Source organism: Acinetobacter sp. MYb191 (assembly GCF_037572605.1).
Lineage (GTDB): Bacteria > Pseudomonadota > Gammaproteobacteria > Pseudomonadales > Moraxellaceae > Acinetobacter > Acinetobacter johnsonii.
Genome location: NZ_JBBGZP010000005.1, coordinates 142,336 through 161,851 on the forward strand (window position 1 = coordinate 142,336; position 19,516 = coordinate 161,851).

The window sequence follows — 19,516 nt, forward strand, 5'->3', positions numbered from 1 at the left end:
AAATTTCCCGCCCGCATTTTTCTCTTTTCATTGTCCTTGATACACTTCGTTATGATTGAAGTTGTATACATCTCGATAAAGTCAAAATAACCTCAATGATTTTTTAATTTTAGCCATCTCTGAATTTTACTGTACGCGTCACCAAAATGGCCACCATAGTCCATTTGGTTTTAATGCATAAATTAAACAAAGTACGAATCAATTAGCCGATAAAATCATTACCAAACATTCAAGGCTCTTAAAAAATAGGTGGTGTATGCAACGTATCAACTTGGGAAAAGTCGCACCTGAACTGTATAAAACAGTATTAGAACTCGAAAATTTATCCATGCAAAAAATCCAACAAGCAGGTCTTGAGATTGGGTTTTCACACTTGCTAAAACTAAAAGCCTCACAGATTAACCAATGTGCATTCTGTGTGCGTATGCATACACAAGATGCCATAAAAGCAGGTGAATCAATGGAACGAATTGCCCTCATCAGTGCATGGCAAGAAAGTGGATATTTTTCCGAAAAAGAACGCGCTGCGCTAATTTTAATTGAAGAAATTACACTCATTGCCCAGCAGCATTTCCCCGATTCGGCGTATCAAGAAGCAGCAAAAAGTTTATCCGATGCAGAAGTTGCCGCTATTGAATGGATCGCAATTGTGATTAATACGTGGAATCGTATTGCGATTTCCAGTCAATATGCCGTCAATCCGTAAACCTGCCATTCAGCTTTGCAAGTGATATAAACCGCACGAAAAAAGGGAGCCTGCAGAGGCTCCCTTTTATTTTTTAAGAATGCTTTATTTAGATTGGCTTGCTGGTGGAATCTGCTTAATGGCTGCCGCTAGAGTAAGATAATTAATCCCTTGAAATAAAATATCAAAAGCAAGGAATAAGCCCAGTACCCAAAATGGGGCATCTGGCGTGGTTAAAATCATAATGCCGGCCAGTAGAGTTAAAACACCAGAAAAAAGTGTCCAACCCCAACCTTGGAATGTTCGAAATAATATCGCATTAAAGATACGAATTACCCCAGCAATAATCAGGAAAACCGCTAAAACACTGGTTAAGACAATGGCTGTTTTCACAGGTGTAGTAAATGCGTAATAGCCTGCGACCAAATACAACACACCAAACAATGCCCATAACCAGCGGAAGCCACCCTCAAAAATTTTAAAGGCTGCGATGAAGTGTAGAACACCACCTATCATCATCAGCACGCCAAAGATAAACACTACGGATAAGGTGGCAAAAGGCAAAGCGGCCAAAAGAACGAAACCAAACAACACCAATAAAATCCCTAAACCCAAATACCATTTACGATTTTCATGGAGTTGATGGCGAACTAAATCATTACCGACTGTTTTCATTTTCTTCTCAAGTTTGATTTTCGTTCACTTAGTTTTAACATGTTTTGCAGCGAACTTGTAGGCTTGAGTTTATCCACACAATCAATCCACGCTGTGGATAAACCTAGCATTATCCACAGTTACTTTTTCCACCCAATTTCAATCGCAGTGATCTCATTCACCAATGTTTCATCAATCGACTCAGGCATTTTACTCTGTGTTTGTGAAGTTGGAATGTGCCCGGCCATTAATTCAGCTTTGGCTTGAGGAAACAGCGGCTGTTGATTTGGGTAAGCATAACCCGCAGGATACATCGGCTGTCCTGTGGCTAAGTCGTATTTATCACTAGCACCAAAGGCATGTAAAAGCTCATGTGTAAGCACGACTTTGTTTTGCTCAGTTTGCTTGGTCGAAGCAAATAAATTCACCGAACCGATCCTACCTTTTTGCAAAGCTGTCGAGTGTTTCAGTTCTTTGGTCAGTGCAGGGTCATAATAGTTTAAATACAAAGTAACGGCTGGTGAACCATCTGAACTTTGATGGTTTTTCCATGCATAATAACGGAACTTTAAACTCCACAAGACCGTATCCAATAAACTTGCTTGCTCAGGCACTTTCGGCGGTAGCTGTTTAAGTTCGCGCCCAAGTTGGAAATAAATCGCAATCGGTTGGCCGCGATATGTCGCAGACATCTGCTCTAAATAACCTTGTACCCCTTTTAAGTTCGCAGGCGTCAATTGCTGTATATATTGCTGAGTTGTGCCTTGCCCATCTGCATTAACTGGATGTAGTAATACAATAATGGGCTTACTCCAATCTTGGTTCTGATCCCGATAAGCATTCAAAGCAACCACCAATAAAATCAGCAGCAAGATTAAAATACGAAGTTTTTTCCACATCTTTGATCCCCAATTTTTAATAATTTTTTATCACAATGATCAGCACATTACGTAATTTCTAAATGTATTATAGGTTGTTGTAATACAAAGTTTTCCCAAATAAAGTCGTATAATTTTCTTTGATTTGAAAATACAGCCAAAGTTTTAGCTTCAGATAAGCTGCACCACCGATATTCAGTATGCTCATGATTCAATAGAACAGATTGGTTTTCAGCACAGAAGCCAACAAATGCGGGAATCATTTCAATCACATTCAAGCTTGGCTCATAAAACTGCTCGATGTAATCTGCACTAAATAAACGTTGAGGCTGAATGGCTGTTTCTTCTTTGATTTCGCGAAGTATCGCTTGGCTGGCGGTCTCATTTTCTTCAACCTTTCCTGCGACATGGCACCAATAATCACCTTTAACACGCTTCATCAATAACAGTTTAATTTCACTCTCAATTTTTGACAGTAAAACTGCGGATACAACAACAGAGCGAATAGGAATCATACATTAACCAGAATCTTTTTTTATTTATAGATGTGCATCATATAAAAAATGCCCACCAAAGTGAGCATTTCCTGATTATTTCTAAGCAATTAAAACTTAAGCTTCAACCCATTTTCCATCATTGAACACCAATGACCACTTGGTTTGCTTACCTTCAGGCGTTTCAGAACCAATATATTGCGCTTGATTCTTACGGCTAAATTTCACCAAAGTTGGATTCCCTTCAGGGTCAACATCAGGTGCTTGCAAAATAAACTGATACTTCGGATCGAGCTGATCGGCAACACTACGAAGTTCCGAAACTTTAGGTGCACGTGTTTCACGTACTTTCGGGAACTTACTTGCCGCCAAGAATAAACCAGCCGCCCCATCACGTAATACAAAAAAGTCATCATGCTTAGTTGAACGTAAATGTTCCATCTTAATCGGGTCTACACGCGGAGGTGCAGGCTGACCACTTTTTAAGACTTTACGTGTGTTATCACAGCTTGAGCAAGCAAAATAAGGTCCAAAACGACCCGTCTTCAGCTGCATTTCCCCATCGCACTTATCACATGGAATGGTTGGGCCATCATAACCTTTGATTTTGAACTCACCTTCTTCAAGTTCAAAACCCGCACAATCTGGGTTATTACCACAGACATGTAGCTTACGACCACCATCGATCACATAACTGTCCATCGCAGTTTCACAGATTGGACAGCGTTTTTTCGACATCAAATCTGCTGTTTCTGCTGCGTCATCATCAGAAAGTGCGGCAAGTGATTCAACAGGCGTTAAGTTCAACGTGCCTTTACAACGCTCTTTCGGCGGTAAGTTATAGCCAGAGCACCCTAAGAATACACCTGTGGTTCCCGTACGAATCTGCATTGGACGGTCGCATTCTTTACAGTGTACCGCTTCCACCTCTACTGGTTGATTGCGGCGCATACCGCCTTCACCTTGCGCATTGGTCAGGCGTTTTTTAAAGTCGCCATAGAAGCTGTCGAGCAACTCTTTCCAATTGCGTTCACCATCGGCCACTTTATCGAGCTGACCTTCTAAGTCCGCGGTAAAGTCATAGTTCATGAGGTTATTGAAACTTTCATCTAAACGATCAGTAACAATTTCACCCATTTTTTCTGCATACAGACGGCGGTTCTCGAGTTTGACATAACCACGGTCTTGAATGGTCGAGATAATCGCCGCATAGGTCGACGGACGACCAATGCCCTTTTTCTCAAGCTCTTTCACCAATGATGCTTCAGTAAAACGTGCAGGTGGCTTGGTAAAGTGTTGCGATGGATCCAATTTTTCAAGCGTCAGGATTTCACCAACTTTCACCGCAGGCAATAACACATCATCATCTGACTTGTTTTGGCCACGGACTTTAGTGAAACCGTCAAAGACTAAGGTACGACCTTTGGCTTTAAGCTCAACACCGTTGGCATCCACTAAAATAGTCGATGACAAGTATTCTGCTGGTGTCATTTGACACGCGACGAATTGACGCCAGATCAAATCATACAAACGCTGTGCATCACGTTCCACCCCCACCAAGCTGTCGCCTTTTAACGCCACATTCGATGGACGAATCGCTTCGTGGGCTTCTTGTGCACCCGCTTTGTTACCATAGCGGTTCGGCTTAGCAGGCAGATATTTCGCACCAAACTCGGTCTCAATATGATGACGTACCATATTCACCGCATCGTCACTCAAAAAGGTCGAGTCTGTACGCATATAAGTAATAAAACCCGCTTCATACAAACGCTGCGCCAACATCATGGTTTTCTTCACAGAGAAACCCAGACGTGTACTAGCGGCTTGTTGTAAAGTCGAGGTGATATACGGCGCGCTCGGATTCACCTTGGTTGGTTTATCTTCACGTGCTGAAACTTTGTAATCTGTGTCTTTAATGAGCTTCAGTAAAGCATCGGTATCGGCTTTATTGCGTAGCTTTAAGGCTTTACCTGCTTGTTTGACGGCTTCTAAACGAATCTCATCGGTCTGTGACTTGGTGTCTGCAAAAACTTGCCAGTATTCTTCGGGAATAAACGCACGAATTTCACGCTCACGCTCAACCACCAGTTTAACTGCGACAGACTCAACACGACCTGCCGATAAGCCACGGGCAATTTTTTCCCAAAGTAAGGGCGAAATCATAAAGCCGACGACGCGGTCTAAAAAGCGGCGTGCTTGTTGCGCATTAACTTTATCGATATCAAGGCGTGCTGGATGCTTAAATGCATCTTGAATGGCATTTTTGGTAATTTCGTTGAACACCACACGTTGATAACGTGAGTCATCGCCACCAATCACTTCTTTTAAATGCCAAGCAATCGCTTCCCCTTCACGGTCCAAGTCCGTTGCGAGATAGACCTCGTCAACTTGCGAAGCAAGCTTTTTCAGTTCAGCAACCACATGCTCTTTGCCTGGAAGCACTTCATAATGTGCTTTCCAGTCATGCTCAGGATCAACCCCCATACGATTGACCAGTGCATTTTGTGCTTTTTCAGCTTTCTGAGCATCGGTCAGTTTGGTTCGTGTTGCTGGCTTCTTTTCTGCAGTCTTACTAGAACCACCTGTAGGTAAATCACGCACGTGACCCACAGACGACTTCACAATGTAATTCGAGCCTAAATATTTATTGATTGTTTTCGCTTTTGCAGGCGACTCCACAATCACTAAAGCACGCTTTTTCCCAGCCTCAGGAGAATCTGCTGTAGTACTTTTGGATGTGGACCGAGGAGCTTTCGCCATATTAACCGTTAATCCTGTTTCAATGGGTCTGTAAAATTAAAGTTCAGCCAAAGACTGTAAATATGCTTTCATGGCATCTAACTGGGTTGCTCTTAAGTCAGAATGCTCATCCCAATAGAGTCCCACGCAGTTTGCTTGCATATCAATAGCATAAATACCCTTTAATTCAATGGGTAAATGTTTAAACTTGTCATCACCTGTAATGAGTTCAAGCTGTTGATCAACAACGCGAGCGCGCATTAAAGGTAGGCGTGCTTCTGGAATCAGGACACTGTAGTACGCCACCATGCTGGCACGGTTTTCCGAAGCCATTGGTATTTTCGTCCAGTCAGGTGCTGCGACTAAACGCGGGTGTAAACACATCTTGCGCGCTTTATCACGCATTTCACCTAAAGCTTTCTCTCTTGGACTTACACGAAGTCCAAAAATCGAGCCGAGGATGAATAAGATGATAAATCCGACAACCCAAATTCCAGTATTTTCCATAGCACAACCTTTTTATTCCTTTATTAGAGTTGCATAAGCACAATATAAAACGCAAGTTTGAACGATAAAATTAATTTAAGAACATTTCATGACTATATAGAACTTCATGTCCATTCCAGTAAATATAGCCTTTATCGAGTAACTCTTTCAGTAACATACGTACATCTGACTTCGGAAACATTTGCTCAAGCAAATCACGTAGTGCATAGATATCTTTGGGTTTATTGGTTTTTAACTCGCGTAGTTTTCGTGCGACCTCAAGCTGTACAGGGTCAATCTGTGCAAAGTCTTTAAACAACTCTTGTTGCGCGGACTGCGTATCTGCAGTTGGTTCAAGCTTATCCACGACACTGTCTTTTTGCAGTTGCTGTAGCGCTTGTTGCATGCTTTGCGGCTGTGACACTGGGTCTTGTTCATCTAAATTCAGTGCCAACCACTGCTTCAACACTTTTTTACGAAAGCGAATCCGCTCATCATAGCGTTTGATGATTTTGAGATTAATCAACATCCCCACTACCCGCTGCGTCTTTTCAGGTACGAGTTGCAAAATATTACTTATTGAATTTTTTAGACCGTCCAATGTGTTCGGCTTACCTGACATTTTCCCCAAAGCATCACAATATTTTTTGACCATTTTTAAATAAGGCTGATTTTTGATGCTGTCTAAACTGGGAAGATGACGTTGACTTGGTAACGTTTCAGACTGAATGAGGATCAAATTGCTCTGAATATCCGAAGATTGCATTAAGTCCAAAAGTATTTCTGCTGTATTGACCGCAGAGATAATTTCAACCTGCGTTTCTGGCTCAAGCAAAGCCATTAACTGCCCCACCACCACGGCATATTCGAACTCTTTTTGCTCGGCTTTGGGCGTATCTAAAATCACCACTTGACCACTACTGATCCAAGCAGCCAGTTCCGTCAAATCTTGCAATGCATACTCAAATTGACCTTGGCAATGAAACAAATACAAAGTCGGATAATGCTCCACAATCTCGCGCAACAATTTGGCCGTCGGAACATTATTTTCAAGGTCAAGAAGAACAACTTTTTGAGTCATAGGACAGTTTTTATGGGATGCACCAGAAAGCGGGTATTAGAGTAGGAACTGCATCAAAGGTCAAATGATTTCGTCAGTCAAATCGAGCTTTGAGTTGGGTAAAACAAAAAAAGAGAGAAGGATCAGCAATATCTTCACCCCACATCACAGCATTTTTTAGCCCCAGACAGCAAATGAACTTAATAATGTGGTGGACGATCGGCCATCGGGTCAAATGTTGCAATTCCATCAGACAAATCTGAAGATTCAACACGTTGATACAAAATTTGCATTTGTTTTTTTAAATCAGCAATTTCCAGCCCTTGAATCACCAATTGTTCATTGAGCTGTTCAACTAAATCATCTAAAAATGCAATTCGGACTTGCAAATCTTCAATGGGTGCGGACAATGGCGCTTGATTATCAATATTTTGTTGTTTAGACACTTCAAGTCCTCATTTGAGATTTTTCAGGAAACATTATGGCCTATATTACTTTAAGGGATGTCCAACTTGCGTTTGGTGGACCTGCCTTGCTCGACGGCGCGAACTTTTCATTGGAGCGCGGTGAACGAGTGTGTTTAATTGGTCGTAATGGTGAAGGTAAGTCTACTTTACTTAAACTGATCGAGGGAAGTTTATTACCCGATTCTGGTGAAGTTTCTCTGCAAAATGGCATTACCATTTCGATGTTGGCGCAAGACGTGCCGATGGACTCGGGCAAAGTGGCAGATATCGTGGCAGACGGTGCAGGTGAAGCCGCAGATGTGCTCAGAGCCTATCATGAAGCCAGTGATGCTTGTGTACTTGGAGACATGGAAGCATGTGACCGCATGGGTAACCTACAACATAAACTAGATCAGTTGGATGGCTGGGCTTTAGAAACCAAAGTCAATTCTATTTTAAGTAAAATGGGCCTAGACCCAGATGCCGATTTGGCCGATTTATCGGGTGGTCGTAAGCGTCGTGTGCTGCTTGCTCGTGCACTCCTTACCCAACCCGATGTGCTATTACTAGACGAACCAACCAACCACTTGGACGTTGAAAGTATTGAATGGCTCGAAAAGTTTTTACTTGATCAAAATAATTTAACTTTACTGTTCATCTCGCATGACCGTTCATTTGTAGACAGTATTGCGACTCGAATTGTTGAACTCGACCGCGGCACTCTACGCAGCTATGAAGGTAACTACTCACGTTACCTCGAGCTGAAAGCACAGCAAATGGAAGCCGAGGAAAAGCAGAATGCACTGTTTGACAAACGTTTAGCTGAAGAAGAAGTGTGGATTCGCCAAGGTATTAAAGCGCGTCGTACGCGTAACGAAGGTCGTGTACGTGCCTTAAAAGAATTACGTGAACAATCAAAAGCCCGTCGCTCACAGCAAGGCAAAGTCAGTATGGCAACACAAGACGCTAGCCGTTCAGGTAAAGTGGTCTTTGAAATTGAGAACTTAAGCGTTCGCTTTGGTCATGATGTGCCGATCATCAAAGACTTCTCTGCATTAGTGTTACGTGGTGACCGTATTGGTCTTGTTGGTGACAACGGTGTCGGTAAAACCACCCTCATTAAAGCCATTTTAGGCGAACAAGAACATACGGGTACGGTGAAAACTGGCACACAATTGGAAGTAGCTTACTTCGACCAATTACGTAATGCCCTCGACCTTGAAAAATCAGTCAAAGATAACGTTTCAGAAGGTTCTGACCATGTCGATGTGAATGGTAACCGTCGTCACATTTACAGCTATTTGCAAGATTTCTTGTTCTCACCTGAACGTGCGCGTACACCAGTCAAAGCCCTTTCAGGCGGTGAGCGTAACCGTATTCTTTTAGCTAAGTTACTACTTAAGCCATCGAACTTAATCGTGATGGATGAACCCACCAATGACTTGGATATGGTGACACTAGAGCTGCTAGAAGAAATGTTGTCCGACTACAAAGGCACTTTACTGCTTATTTCGCATGACCGTGCCTTTATGGATAACGTAGTAACCTCAACTTGGGTGTTCGATGGTAAAGGCAATATCGATGAATACATCGGTGGTTACCAAGATTACTTACAACAGCGACCAGACCAAACTGCGGTTGACCAAAAAAGTGCTGTGAAAAAAGCAGCGGCGAAAGCTGAAGCGAACGCAGCACCTGCTAAAAAAGTCAAACTCAGCTATAAAGATCAACGAGCGCTTGAACAACTGCCTGCCGAAATGGAATCACTGGAAAAAGAGCAAGCGGAAATCAATGCCTCACTTGCAGATGGTTCATTATTTATTTCAGATGCAGACAAGGCGATGACTTTGTCGAATCGTTTAACTGAAATTGATGAGCTATTGCTGGAAAAACTGGAACGTTGGGAAGAACTGGAAAATTTAACCAAATAATTTTTCATAAGCTCCATAAAAAAACTCCGCGCCACGCGGAGTTTTTTTATTTAACGTGGCTGACGATGCCCACCTCCGCTAGGATGTATGCCAGTACCTCCACCTGAATGTATCCCGCCCCCGCCAGGATGAATTCCACCACCACCTGAATGACTACCCCCTGGATGCAACCCACCTCCACCAGGCTGCCCTCCTCCTGGATGGATATGATCAGGATGTTGCCCCCCTGGATGTCCACCGCCATGACCATTAGGTGGTGGACGATGGTCTTCTAGTGGAAAGGGAGCATACCCTGTCCAACCAAACCCGTGATAATAATGATTATAATCATCATATGGACTATAGACACAGCCCGTTAAAGAAATGAATAGCACGCCGCAACTGATAATGTTTTTTAGCATTTTTATCCCCCTGTTCTTATCTTTCTTCTTAGTATTGTGAATTTCACCCAAATTAAAACAAAACAAATGTTGCGAGATGTTTAGACCATGTTCTCCACTGAGCATGAATACATCTTCGCCCACCTCATAAAAACCATCACAACTTGATATGAGAAGGTCCTGTACAACAGGTTCATGGTGAAGATTGCATCTTCATTCTTGCTTCATGCTAAACTCGAAACATTCTCTTTTCAGCCTTTATCGCAATTTATGAGTTCGAAGCCAGACTATCAACCCGGTGAATTTCAGTGGTCTTTTCTGCATCCCAAATATTGGGGCGTTTGGATTGGTATCGTCTTTCTCATGATATTGGCGATTCTCCCATGGGCAATTCAACACCGACTGGCCACCCTCTTAGGTAACCTCAGCTTTAAATATTTGAAGTCGCGACGTAAAACCACCGTTCGTAATCTGGAGGTGTGTTTCCCTGAATGGTCGGCCCAAGAAGTCCTTGAAAATGCCCGTTTAGTTTTTGTCGATCAAATGCTGGGGGTATTTGAAACGCTGAATGCATGGTATAGCCCAAAGTGGTTTACTGGCCGTGTCAGTATTGAAGGTTTAGAACATATTCAAAAAGCACAAGCAGAAGGTAAAGGCGCACTGCTTTTAGGAACCCACTCTACTTTGCTCGATGCGGGTGGTTATCTATGCGCGCAGTATTTTGAACCAGATGTGGTGTATCGCCCACAAAATAATCCACTGCTGGATATGCTCATCTACCGCTGCCGCGCCACCATTTATGCACATCAAATTGATCATGATGACATGCGTGGTTTGGTCCGCAACTTAAAAAATGGCCATGCCATTTGGTATAGTCCAGATCAAGACTTTGGTTTAAAACAAGGTGTTATGGCACCTTTTTTTGGCGTTCCCGCAGCGACTGTTACAGCACATCGTCGCTTATTGAAAATGACCAAAGCCGCAGCCATCCCTCTGTATTTTTATCGTGATGGTGATATTAAAAACCCACAATACAAAGTGTTGATTGAACCTGCGGTGGAAAACTTACCCAGTGAAGATGAAGTCGATGATGCGACACGAGTGAATCAAATTATTGAAAATCAACTCCGTATTGCTCCGACTCAATATATGTGGTTCCACCGTCGCTTTAAAACTCGCCCTGCAGGCTATGACAAGATTTATTCTTAACAAAAAAGGGCTGACTAAAAAAAGTAGAACCCGAGTTCTGCGTCCTGCAAAACTCGGGTACATGAGGTTGTGCTTTCAACGTTATTCTTGTTTTATGCGGTGGCATTCCATACCTACATCATATCCATGATGATTTCCATCAGCTTCAACTTCCATACTGGGATAATCCATTCCCGCTCCATCTGCTGATGAGACTAGAATACGGGGATACCAAATGACTAACCATTCGTCAGATTCCCAAATCCCTGTAAGCCATATCCTACACTGATGAAATCCGAGCGCCCCTATATTTACTGGTAATCTTTGGCAATTTTATCTGTAACCTGCTTACCTTCTCGTTCCGCTTTTTCAATTCCATCTTCAATCGCCTCCTGCGCTTCTTGCTCATCGGCTTCGGTTTGTTCTAGCTCTTCTTGTACTTGCTCAAACACCCGACCAGTTTGAAGCACCACATATACAGGGAAATGATCTGAGCCAATATGTGCTAAACGCTGCATCTGTACCAAGGCAAAATCTGTACTGTGAAAAACATGATCCAGTGACCAGCGCAGTAAGGGATAGTCGGCATGAAAAGTATTGACAAAATGTCTTCCGACTCGGGGGTCTAGCAGTCCACTGATCCGTTGAAAAAGTCGTGTCGTGCGCGACCATGCCACATCATTCAAATCGCCCATCACAATGCAGCTCTCATCCAAATCTTTAATCTGATCCCCGACTATCAATAATTCAGCATCACGTAAAGTAGAGTCTTTGGCTTCGGTCGGACTTGGCGGTTTCGGGTGTAAGCAATACAGTTGCACTGGCTGTCCTGACCTTAAGATGACTGTGGCATGAATCGAAGGAATTTCATCGCTCAAAATAAACTTCACTTCAATATCTTTAAGCGCTAAACGACTATACAAGTGCATGCCGTACAGATTATCCAAAGGCACTGCAACCCGATAGGGATAGTCATCTTCCAGTTCACTCAAGGCTTGTTCCCAATGTGCATCCGACTCTAAAGTCAAAATCAAGTCCGGTTGATGCTGACGAATTTGTTGCAGTAATAAGTGGTATTGAGTATTAGGCGTTAGTACATTCGACACAATTAAAGAAATCTGGCGTTCTGGCTGTAACTCTGTTTTGGCAACCGTTTTAACCTGCTTTTTCCACACAAAGGTATAAGGCAACACCATTTTGAGTTGGTACGCCACTGCCGCAATTAACCCCAGCAAAATGACTTCACGCACCCAATCCCAAGGTGCATCCCAAATCAACATCAAAATAAATGCAATCAACCCCAATGCCAAAATCTGTAAGCGTGGAAAATCTGCGCCTCGAAACCACCATTCATCTCGTGGAATCAGAGACCAGAAGCTTAACCAAATCACAACACATGCCAGCAACTCAACCCAGATCATAGATACCCACTCTTATATTCTTAATTTTTTGTAGATTCATAAATTAATATCAATTTTGCATGTAACATAAACAAGATATATTGCACAATATAATTGCTGTTTTCATTGTGTAGTGCTTGCAGTTAAGCGCTCTTTTGATACACTCGAATCCCCTTTTAATTTTTAACGCACCGAGGCAAAGTGACATGAAAGTAGGTCTGGTCGGTTGGCGCGGGATGGTTGGTTCCGTCCTAATGCAACGTATGGTTGAAGAGAATGATTTTGCTCATTTTGAGCCATTTTATTTCTCTACCAGTAATGCAGGCGGTGAAGCGCCTGCGTTTGGCGGTAAAACTGCCCCAGCACTTATGGATGCATCAGACATTAACAGTCTGAAGCAAATGGATGTCATTATTACCTGCCAAGGCGGCGACTATACCTCAGAAGTTTTCCCGAAGCTCAAAGCAGAAAACTGGACAGGCTATTGGATTGATGCGGCATCTACACTTCGTATGGAAGATGAAGCCATCATCGTACTTGACCCTGTCAACATGAACGTGATTAAAGATGGTTTAGTGAACGGCACCAAAACATTCGTGGGCGGTAACTGTACAGTTTCACTGATGCTGATGGGCTTAGGCGGTTTATTCCAAAACAATTTAGTGGAATGGGCAACCTCGATGACTTATCAAGCAGCATCGGGTGCTGGTGCGCAAAATATGCGTGAACTCATCTCTGGTATGGGCTATTTGTACAACAACACTAAAGATTTGTTAGATGACCCACGCTCTCCAATTCTAGATATCGACTCTAAAATTGCAGAATTACAACGTGGCGAAGGTTTCCCTTCAGCAAACTTTGGCGTGCCATTAGCAGGCTCACTCATTCCTTATATCGACAAACAATTAGACAGTGGTCAGTCGAAAGAAGAATGGAAAGGTCAAGTTGAAACCAACAAGATCTTGGGCAACCAGCAAATCGTTCCGATTGACGGTCATTGTGTGCGTATTGGTGCGATGCGTTGTCACTCTCAAGCTTTAACATTAAAGCTGAAGAAAGACGTGCCTCTTGATGAAATCGAAGATATGTTACGTAGCGCAAACCAATGGGCAAAAGTGGTTCCAAATACCCGTGAAGCGTCTATGACTGACTTAACACCTGTGGCTGTAACAGGCACATTAACAGTTCCTGTTGGTCGTCTACGCAAATTGAATATGGGCAAAGAGTACTTAGGTGCTTTCACTGTCGGTGATCAATTGCTTTGGGGTGCTGCGGAACCCTTACGTCGTATGCTCCGTATCCTGATTGACTACAAAAATACTTAAGCATTTACCCGCTAAAGTATTAAGCCGATCACACTTGATCGGCTTTTTTTTGTAACCATGATGTTAACGTTTTACAAATAACACACAACTCGCTAATCTATAATTTTCGCTTTGCGATCTGTGACCGAGCTAAAGATTAAGATGACCGTAAATAACAAATTAAAGATAGCCATTTTAGCCATTATTGCTTCGCAAAATGTGAATGCGATCACTGTTGATCCTATTCAAATTCAGTCTGCACCTGGGGAACTGTTATATGCAGAATTGAACTTTCACGATGCCGATCCGAATGCTCCGATTCAAGCCAGTCTAGCCAGCGCAGAAGATTTGATGTCTCTTGGTGTCATGCATCAGCCGCCCAGTAATCTGAACTTTTTTACCCGTCGTACTAGCGCCAGTACAGGTGTGATTACGATTACTTCTTCACGTCCTTTAACGGAAGCAGAACTCAACATTGTCGTCAAAATCAAAGAAGGCAATGCGGCACGGCTACAACATATTAAAACAGCCAATAAACGCTCGGCAGCACTTCAAGCCCGCACGAATAATAATGAAAAAGCCTTAAAACCGGTGGTGATTGTCAACGAAAAAGATATTGCGCTGAACTTACCTGTCAGCACACAATTCAATAGCTTAAAAACAACAGCTACGCCGACGACAAATACAACACCCCTCAAATTCAATAACCATACCCCACCAAGCATGAGTGCGACCGCTATTTCGGCGCCAACGCAAGTTATTTCAGTAGCCTCTACACAAATTGCTGCAGCCGCTCAAACACCAGATCCACGGGTTGAACCTATTACTCAAGCAAAAAAATCGGCAGATCCGTTGGTGCAAAAGTATGCCGATTCAGTTCAAAAATCAGATGCACCCATTTCTGCACAGGCCAGCCCAAAAACTAGTCCATCGACAGCAAAAACAACACCTGCTGCCCCTGCAACTACTGCACGCCAAGCTGCACCTCAAAGTGCCCATGTTGTTCGGTCGAATGAATCTCTATGGGGTATTGCATCGCGTATTGCTGCTGAAGAAAACCGTCCTGTCGGTGAAGTCATGCAACAAATTAAAGCTAAAAATGAGCATGCCTTTATTCAAGGTGACGTAAACCGCTTACGTCGTGGTGCTAACCTCAATTTAACAGGTCTACAAACGGCAAAATCAGAGCAAAAAGTCTCCGTTTCATCACTTCCAAAACAAAGCTCACAGCAATCCGGCAAGGCGAAATACCGCCTCAATCAAGCCGAGATGAGTTTGGTTGCAGAGAAAGAGCAAGATTCAAGCCACGGTTCTGCCAAGAAGTCGACAGAAAAGAATCAAACATCAAACGAGTTGTCATTAAAAGTTATGACATCCCGTGAAAAAACCGTTAAATTACAGAGAAACGTAACACAATTAGAAGTGGCACTTAATCAGAAAGATCAGAGAATTCAATTACTAAACGCTCGTCTTGCACAATTGCAACAACAATTGAAAGCACAACAAACTGAGAAAAAGCCAACACACTAAAGTGTTATTTTGATTATTTGATTTTGGATGAACTTGCACAAAGACAAGTTCAAAAGGGGTAAAACATGCTTATTTATGTGATTCCATTTATCTTACTATTGGTTGTTGCCATAGTCTTAAAAAAGCGTGAGGCGAGTAAAGAAGCAGAACCAAAAACTCAAAAAGCGGTTGCTGCAAAAAACAAAGCAAAAAAAACAACTTCGTCTAAAAAATCCCCACAACAAACTCAAGTCGTTGAAGATGTTGTCGCAAAAAAAGCCACGACACCACTCGCTACAGATCTACTTAATAAAATTGAAGGTCAAATTCGCGACCGCAATTTCTTCTCAGCTGAAGCACAAATCAACCAAGCCCTAAATAAAGACAATTCACAACACGAATTATATTTACTGCTGCTCGATATTCACTTGCTCCAAAAAGATGAGTTTGCCATCAGCCAATTGCTGAATCATTTACGTTCTTTAGAACTGGATGATATTTTGGCGCAAGCAGAAGCCAAAAAATCGGATTACGATCAATTACATCAAAATAGCCGTGACACGATTGAGTTTAAACCAACTGAAATTGCACCATCTGCACCAAAACCTGTAGAAGCAACTAATACTGCTGACTTCGATGCCCTGATGTCATCAAATAATCCTGTGCAGGCTTCTGTTATTGAACCTGTTCAAGACATTAAACCGCTTGATTTTGATACCTCAGCATTTACCACCACAACAACGGCTCAACCTGAACCGAGTATCGAAGTTCAAAGCTTAGATTTTGATATCTCTAGTTTAAATACACCAACAGCAGAACCAGCCAAACCTGCTGAAGAACTTAAACCACTCGATTTCAGTTCACTCTCTTTAGAAAGCACGCCTGCTCAACCAGCAGAAACTGCTGCAGCCGACATCCAACCTTTAGATTTCTCATTCAATCTCGACACAGCAGCTACAACAGCGCCAGAAGTAGAAACTTCACCACTTGCTGCGGATGAGCGTCCTGAATTTACATTTGATTTTTCAAGCGAATCCACGTCTGAAGCTGCAAAAGACATCCCTGCTTTTTCTTTCGATACGGTGAGCTCAAGTGAAGCAATAGTAGAAGAAACACCAGCAGTTATTACGCCAAACCTCAGCTTTAGTCTAGAGTCTAATGCACCTGCCAATACGACGGATCAAAGCGATCCTCTGCTGCAGTCTTTCCCTCAACTGAACGAAGTCAATGAAATACACTTAAACCTTGAATTGGCTGAGCAATACATTCAACTTGGCGCTTTCGAAGCTGCACGTGAAATTTTGGTTGAACAAGAACCAAATTACTCTACGGAACAACGTCAGCAAGTAGAACAGTTACTGAGTCGCATAGCATCCTAAGCCATTTCGTTTTAAACTAAAGCAGTCATCACCGACTGCTTTTTTTATAATGAAAAAAATTGCGCTTATCTATATGGGTGGAACCTTTGGCTGTATTGGCGAGCCCTTACAACCAATGCCTGCCGAAGACTTTATTCCCAAGCTCACACATGTCTTGCCGATTCATCTCGACATTGAATGTTTTATTGCACCTGTCATTAAAGACAGTAGCGCCTGTACGGCTGAAGACTGGTTATTGCTGATTCAGCAGATTCAACAATTACAACTGCAACAATTCCAGCATTTTGTCGTGATTCATGGCACAGACACCTTAAGCTATGCCAGTGCTGTCGCCGCACACTTTATCGCAGACTCCTCACGTGTGGTTTTCACAGGTAGCCAATATCCATTGCTGAATGTTCAAGGCACAGATACCCGTGAATTTAGCGATGCGATTAGTAATTTGAATTTTGCCTTAGATGCGGTGATGAAACATCCTGTCGGAGTGTATCTGGCTTTTCATCAACAGGTATTGCATGCGCAAACCGCGTTAAAACGACATACCACAGAACTGGATGCTTTTACAGGCGTCATGGCTGAACAGCCGATTCCACATAGCTTAAAAACACACATAGTACAAACACATAATGTAGAACAATCCCACCAGTTCAATTGCCTCAATCTGATGATGCAACCTGTTGCCTTAGCGCAACAATTGCAGAATTTGAAAAACCTGCTTACAGCCCCACCACATTTCCTTATTTTACAGGGTTTTGGAACGGGTAATTTAGCCGTAAATGCCGAGTTGATAGCACTTTTCGATGAATTTTACGCACAAGGCTGTGTTGTTATCTTAAGCACCCAAGTCCCTTTCGGCCGTACTGATCAACGCTATGCAGTTGCCGCGTGGACAACCCAAGCCAAAATAATTGTTAGTGATTGCCTCGGGCATGCAGATCTGTATGCCAAAGCCCTTAAAATGTATTTACAATACCCCACCGCTGAAGCACGCTTCAGCCATTGGCATGATTTGGGTTAATTTGAGGTACATATGCAACGTTTTGCGATCGGCATTGAGTTTTGTGGAACACACTATCGTGGTTGGCAAACCCAGCAAACAGGTGTGATCAGCGTACAAGAGACGATTGAAAAAGTACTCTCTAAAATTGCCAATGAACCGATTAGCTTACATGGTGCAGGTCGTACCGATGCTGGCGTCCATGCCACCAATATGGTGGCACATTTTGATAGCTCGGCACTTCGTTCAGAGCGCGGTTGGTTAATGGGCAGCAACAGCCAACTGCCAAAAGATATCTCGATCCAGTGGATCAAAGCGATGGACCAAGACTTTCATGCGCGCTTCAAAGCGCAGGCACGTCGTTATCGCTATGTGGTTTATAACCACCAGCAACGTCCTGCTCTTATGCATAAACAAGTCACACACGCTTATTATGCGCTAGATGTGGCGAAGATGATGCAAGCTGCTCAAAAGTTCGAAGGCACGCATAACTTTGAAAGCTTCCGTGCAGCCGCATGCCAATCCAATCAACCTGTGCGCCATGTCAGCCATTGTCACTTGATTCAACATGGTCCATATTTGGTCCTCGACATTCAGGCCGATGGCTTCTTGCACCATATGGTCCGCAATATCATGGGCTGCTTACTTGAAATTGGTCAAGGTATGTATGAAGTCGAGCATATTGAGGCTATTTTCGCAGCAGAAGACCGCAAAGCCGCAGGCATTACAGCCCCTCCTGATGGGCTGTATTTCATTCATGCCGACTATCCAGCGCAGTTTGAGCTACCTAAACAACCGCTTGGGCCACACTGGCTAAATATGCCTGAATAATTTATTTTTTAATCCTCCCCTAGCCTGCTTTTTCAAAGGAGGTTAGGAGGGATTTCTTAACGCTGCTTACGCTTGCGATATTCCACTGGGGTTTCATTGGTCCAGCGTTTAAATGCACGATAGAAGGTACTTGGCTCAGAAAAGCCCGTCAAATACACGATACGCTCTACACTTTCAGCCGTATTGGCCAAAAGTTTTTTTGCCAATCGGCAGCGATAATCAGACAAAATTTGCTGGAAGCTGGTATTCGCCTCACTAAGCTGTGTGCGTAAACGCCTTGGGGTAATACTGAGCTGTGAAGCCACTGTTTCAAGTGTGGTTTCGCCACTTTCTAGGGTTGAACCTATCGCGCGACGCACTTCACCCACCAAATCATAACGGGCTAATTCTTGAAGTTTTTCAATCGCTAACTGCTCATGCAGTTGCAATAATTCAGGTTCCGCCTGCCACAACGGATAAGCCAAAATACTTGGGTCAAAATATAAGCGAGTTTCTTTTTGCCCTAGACTAACAGGGCACTCATATACGCGGAAATACTCATCATCAAACGCGCCTTTACTGAAATTAAAATCTATATAGATTGGTTCAAAGCGCCCTTCAGTAATAAATTTAAAGAACCGTAAAATACCAGACATCGCACATTCAGAAAAATGTCGATTGACTAAATTTTCAGCCCAAGGTTGTTCCCCATTGGTCAAATAACACCGGTCATCTTCAACCACCAACTTGGCATGAAAGGCATCACTGATCAATCGCTGATAAGCCAAAGCACGCTTCAATCCCTCACCAAAGTTTTCGGATGAAATAAACAAATGCTCAATCACTTGGCCACGGTATAAAGGCAGATTTTCACCCAAATGTAGACCAATGTCTGGATCGCGGCTCACCTCTTCTGCCGCCACCCAAAATGCGTATTGTGCGCTCAAAGGCGTACGCTCATTGGTTTCCATCTGATTTAATGCAACACCCGCCTTTGTTAAAATTTCTTCTGTTGGCAACCCTGAACGACGAATCGCTTGGTAGCCTAATCGCAATACAACCGATGCATCCGTTAGCTGACCCACGCTAGAACCTTCCTTGTATGTTCTTCATTTATACATAAAACATTAAAATTAGATTAACTGTGATTGACCGAACTGACAACAACTTATACAG

The 19,516-nt window shown here is 43.0% G+C and carries 18 protein-coding genes; 8 read left to right on the forward strand and 10 right to left on the reverse strand.

The window, feature by feature from the left end; all coding sequences use genetic code 11:
* Nucleotides 1-256: 256 nt before the first annotated feature.
* Nucleotides 257-706, forward strand: a complete 450-nt coding sequence (locus WH214_RS00735) for a carboxymuconolactone decarboxylase family protein (RefSeq protein ID WP_234965250.1) — start codon at nucleotides 257-259, stop codon at nucleotides 704-706.
* 84 nt (nucleotides 707-790) lie between these two features.
* Here WH214_RS00735 and WH214_RS00740 read toward each other — a convergent pair whose 3' ends face one another.
* From WH214_RS00740 to WH214_RS00770, 7 genes are all read right to left on the reverse strand, one after another.
* Nucleotides 791-1,360 (reverse strand): HdeD family acid-resistance protein, encoded by a 570-nt coding sequence (locus WH214_RS00740; RefSeq protein ID WP_339421738.1) that lies wholly within the window; start codon nucleotides 1,358-1,360, stop codon nucleotides 791-793.
* A gap of 119 nt (nucleotides 1,361-1,479) precedes the next feature.
* Complete coding sequence (locus tag WH214_RS00745; RefSeq protein ID WP_339421739.1) at nucleotides 1,480-2,238, reverse strand: hypothetical protein; 759 nt, start codon at nucleotides 2,236-2,238, stop codon at nucleotides 1,480-1,482.
* A 47-nt stretch (nucleotides 2,239-2,285) separates the two neighbouring features.
* Nucleotides 2,286-2,732, reverse strand: coding sequence for an NUDIX hydrolase (locus WH214_RS00750; protein ID WP_114836435.1), 447 nt, complete (start codon nucleotides 2,730-2,732; stop codon nucleotides 2,286-2,288).
* A gap of 96 nt (nucleotides 2,733-2,828) precedes the next feature.
* Complete coding sequence (gene topA, locus WH214_RS00755) at nucleotides 2,829-5,471, reverse strand: type I DNA topoisomerase (protein ID WP_339992717.1); 2,643 nt, start codon at nucleotides 5,469-5,471, stop codon at nucleotides 2,829-2,831.
* 36 nt (nucleotides 5,472-5,507) lie between these two features.
* Nucleotides 5,508-5,957 (reverse strand): ammonium transporter, encoded by a 450-nt coding sequence (locus WH214_RS00760; protein WP_339421741.1) that lies wholly within the window; start codon nucleotides 5,955-5,957, stop codon nucleotides 5,508-5,510.
* Nucleotides 5,958-6,027: 70 nt separating this feature from the next.
* Nucleotides 6,028-7,017 carry a hypothetical protein gene (locus WH214_RS00765; protein WP_339421742.1) on the reverse strand — a complete coding sequence of 330 codons (990 nt, stop codon included), beginning with the start codon at nucleotides 7,015-7,017 and terminating at the stop codon, nucleotides 6,028-6,030.
* Nucleotides 7,018-7,196: 179 nt separating this feature from the next.
* The gene (locus tag WH214_RS00770; protein ID WP_004692513.1) at nucleotides 7,197-7,442 is read right to left on the reverse strand and encodes a SlyX family protein; all 246 of its coding nucleotides are present in this window, start codon (nucleotides 7,440-7,442) and stop codon (nucleotides 7,197-7,199) included.
* 35 nt (nucleotides 7,443-7,477) lie between these two features.
* On the opposite strand from WH214_RS00770, the gene WH214_RS00775 reads away from it, so the two are divergent.
* On the forward strand, nucleotides 7,478-9,373 hold the full coding sequence (locus WH214_RS00775; RefSeq protein WP_339421743.1) for an ATP-binding cassette domain-containing protein: 1,896 nt from the start codon (nucleotides 7,478-7,480) through the stop codon (nucleotides 9,371-9,373).
* Nucleotides 9,374-9,423: 50 nt separating this feature from the next.
* Here the strand turns inward: WH214_RS00775 and WH214_RS00780 are convergent, their stop codons facing one another.
* A complete protein-coding gene (locus tag WH214_RS00780) occupies nucleotides 9,424-9,774 on the reverse strand; it encodes a hypothetical protein (protein ID WP_159127123.1) in 351 nt (116 codons plus the stop codon).
* A gap of 249 nt (nucleotides 9,775-10,023) precedes the next feature.
* Here WH214_RS00780 and WH214_RS00785 point away from each other — a divergent pair, with 249 nt between their 5' ends.
* Entirely contained in the window at nucleotides 10,024-10,962 is a 939-nt protein-coding gene (locus WH214_RS00785) for an LpxL/LpxP family acyltransferase (protein WP_148826774.1), read from the forward strand.
* A gap of 290 nt (nucleotides 10,963-11,252) precedes the next feature.
* Here WH214_RS00785 and WH214_RS00790 read toward each other — a convergent pair whose 3' ends face one another.
* Nucleotides 11,253-12,362 carry an endonuclease/exonuclease/phosphatase family protein gene (locus tag WH214_RS00790; protein WP_339421744.1) on the reverse strand — a complete coding sequence of 370 codons (1,110 nt, stop codon included), beginning with the start codon at nucleotides 12,360-12,362 and terminating at the stop codon, nucleotides 11,253-11,255.
* A gap of 185 nt (nucleotides 12,363-12,547) precedes the next feature.
* Here WH214_RS00790 and asd point away from each other — a divergent pair, with 185 nt between their 5' ends.
* The 5 genes from asd (at nucleotide 12,548) to truA (ending at nucleotide 18,361) form a co-directional block, all read left to right on the forward strand.
* The gene (asd, locus tag WH214_RS00795; RefSeq protein WP_004692521.1) at nucleotides 12,548-13,666 is read left to right on the forward strand and encodes an aspartate-semialdehyde dehydrogenase; all 1,119 of its coding nucleotides are present in this window, start codon (nucleotides 12,548-12,550) and stop codon (nucleotides 13,664-13,666) included.
* Between the two features lie 141 nt (nucleotides 13,667-13,807).
* Complete coding sequence (locus WH214_RS00800) at nucleotides 13,808-15,175, forward strand: type IV pilus assembly protein FimV (protein ID WP_339421745.1); 1,368 nt, start codon at nucleotides 13,808-13,810, stop codon at nucleotides 15,173-15,175.
* A gap of 65 nt (nucleotides 15,176-15,240) precedes the next feature.
* The gene (locus WH214_RS00805) at nucleotides 15,241-16,533 is read left to right on the forward strand and encodes a hypothetical protein (protein ID WP_339992718.1); all 1,293 of its coding nucleotides are present in this window, start codon (nucleotides 15,241-15,243) and stop codon (nucleotides 16,531-16,533) included.
* A gap of 49 nt (nucleotides 16,534-16,582) precedes the next feature.
* A complete protein-coding gene (locus tag WH214_RS00810) occupies nucleotides 16,583-17,551 on the forward strand; it encodes an asparaginase (RefSeq protein ID WP_445206339.1) in 969 nt (322 codons plus the stop codon).
* A gap of 12 nt (nucleotides 17,552-17,563) precedes the next feature.
* Entirely contained in the window at nucleotides 17,564-18,361 is a 798-nt protein-coding gene (gene truA / locus WH214_RS00815; RefSeq protein WP_339421747.1) for a tRNA pseudouridine(38-40) synthase TruA, read from the forward strand.
* A gap of 56 nt (nucleotides 18,362-18,417) precedes the next feature.
* Here truA and WH214_RS00820 read toward each other — a convergent pair whose 3' ends face one another.
* On the reverse strand, nucleotides 18,418-19,425 hold the full coding sequence (locus WH214_RS00820; protein WP_004692528.1) for an AraC family transcriptional regulator: 1,008 nt from the start codon (nucleotides 19,423-19,425) through the stop codon (nucleotides 18,418-18,420).
* Nucleotides 19,426-19,516: the final 91 nt, after the last annotated feature.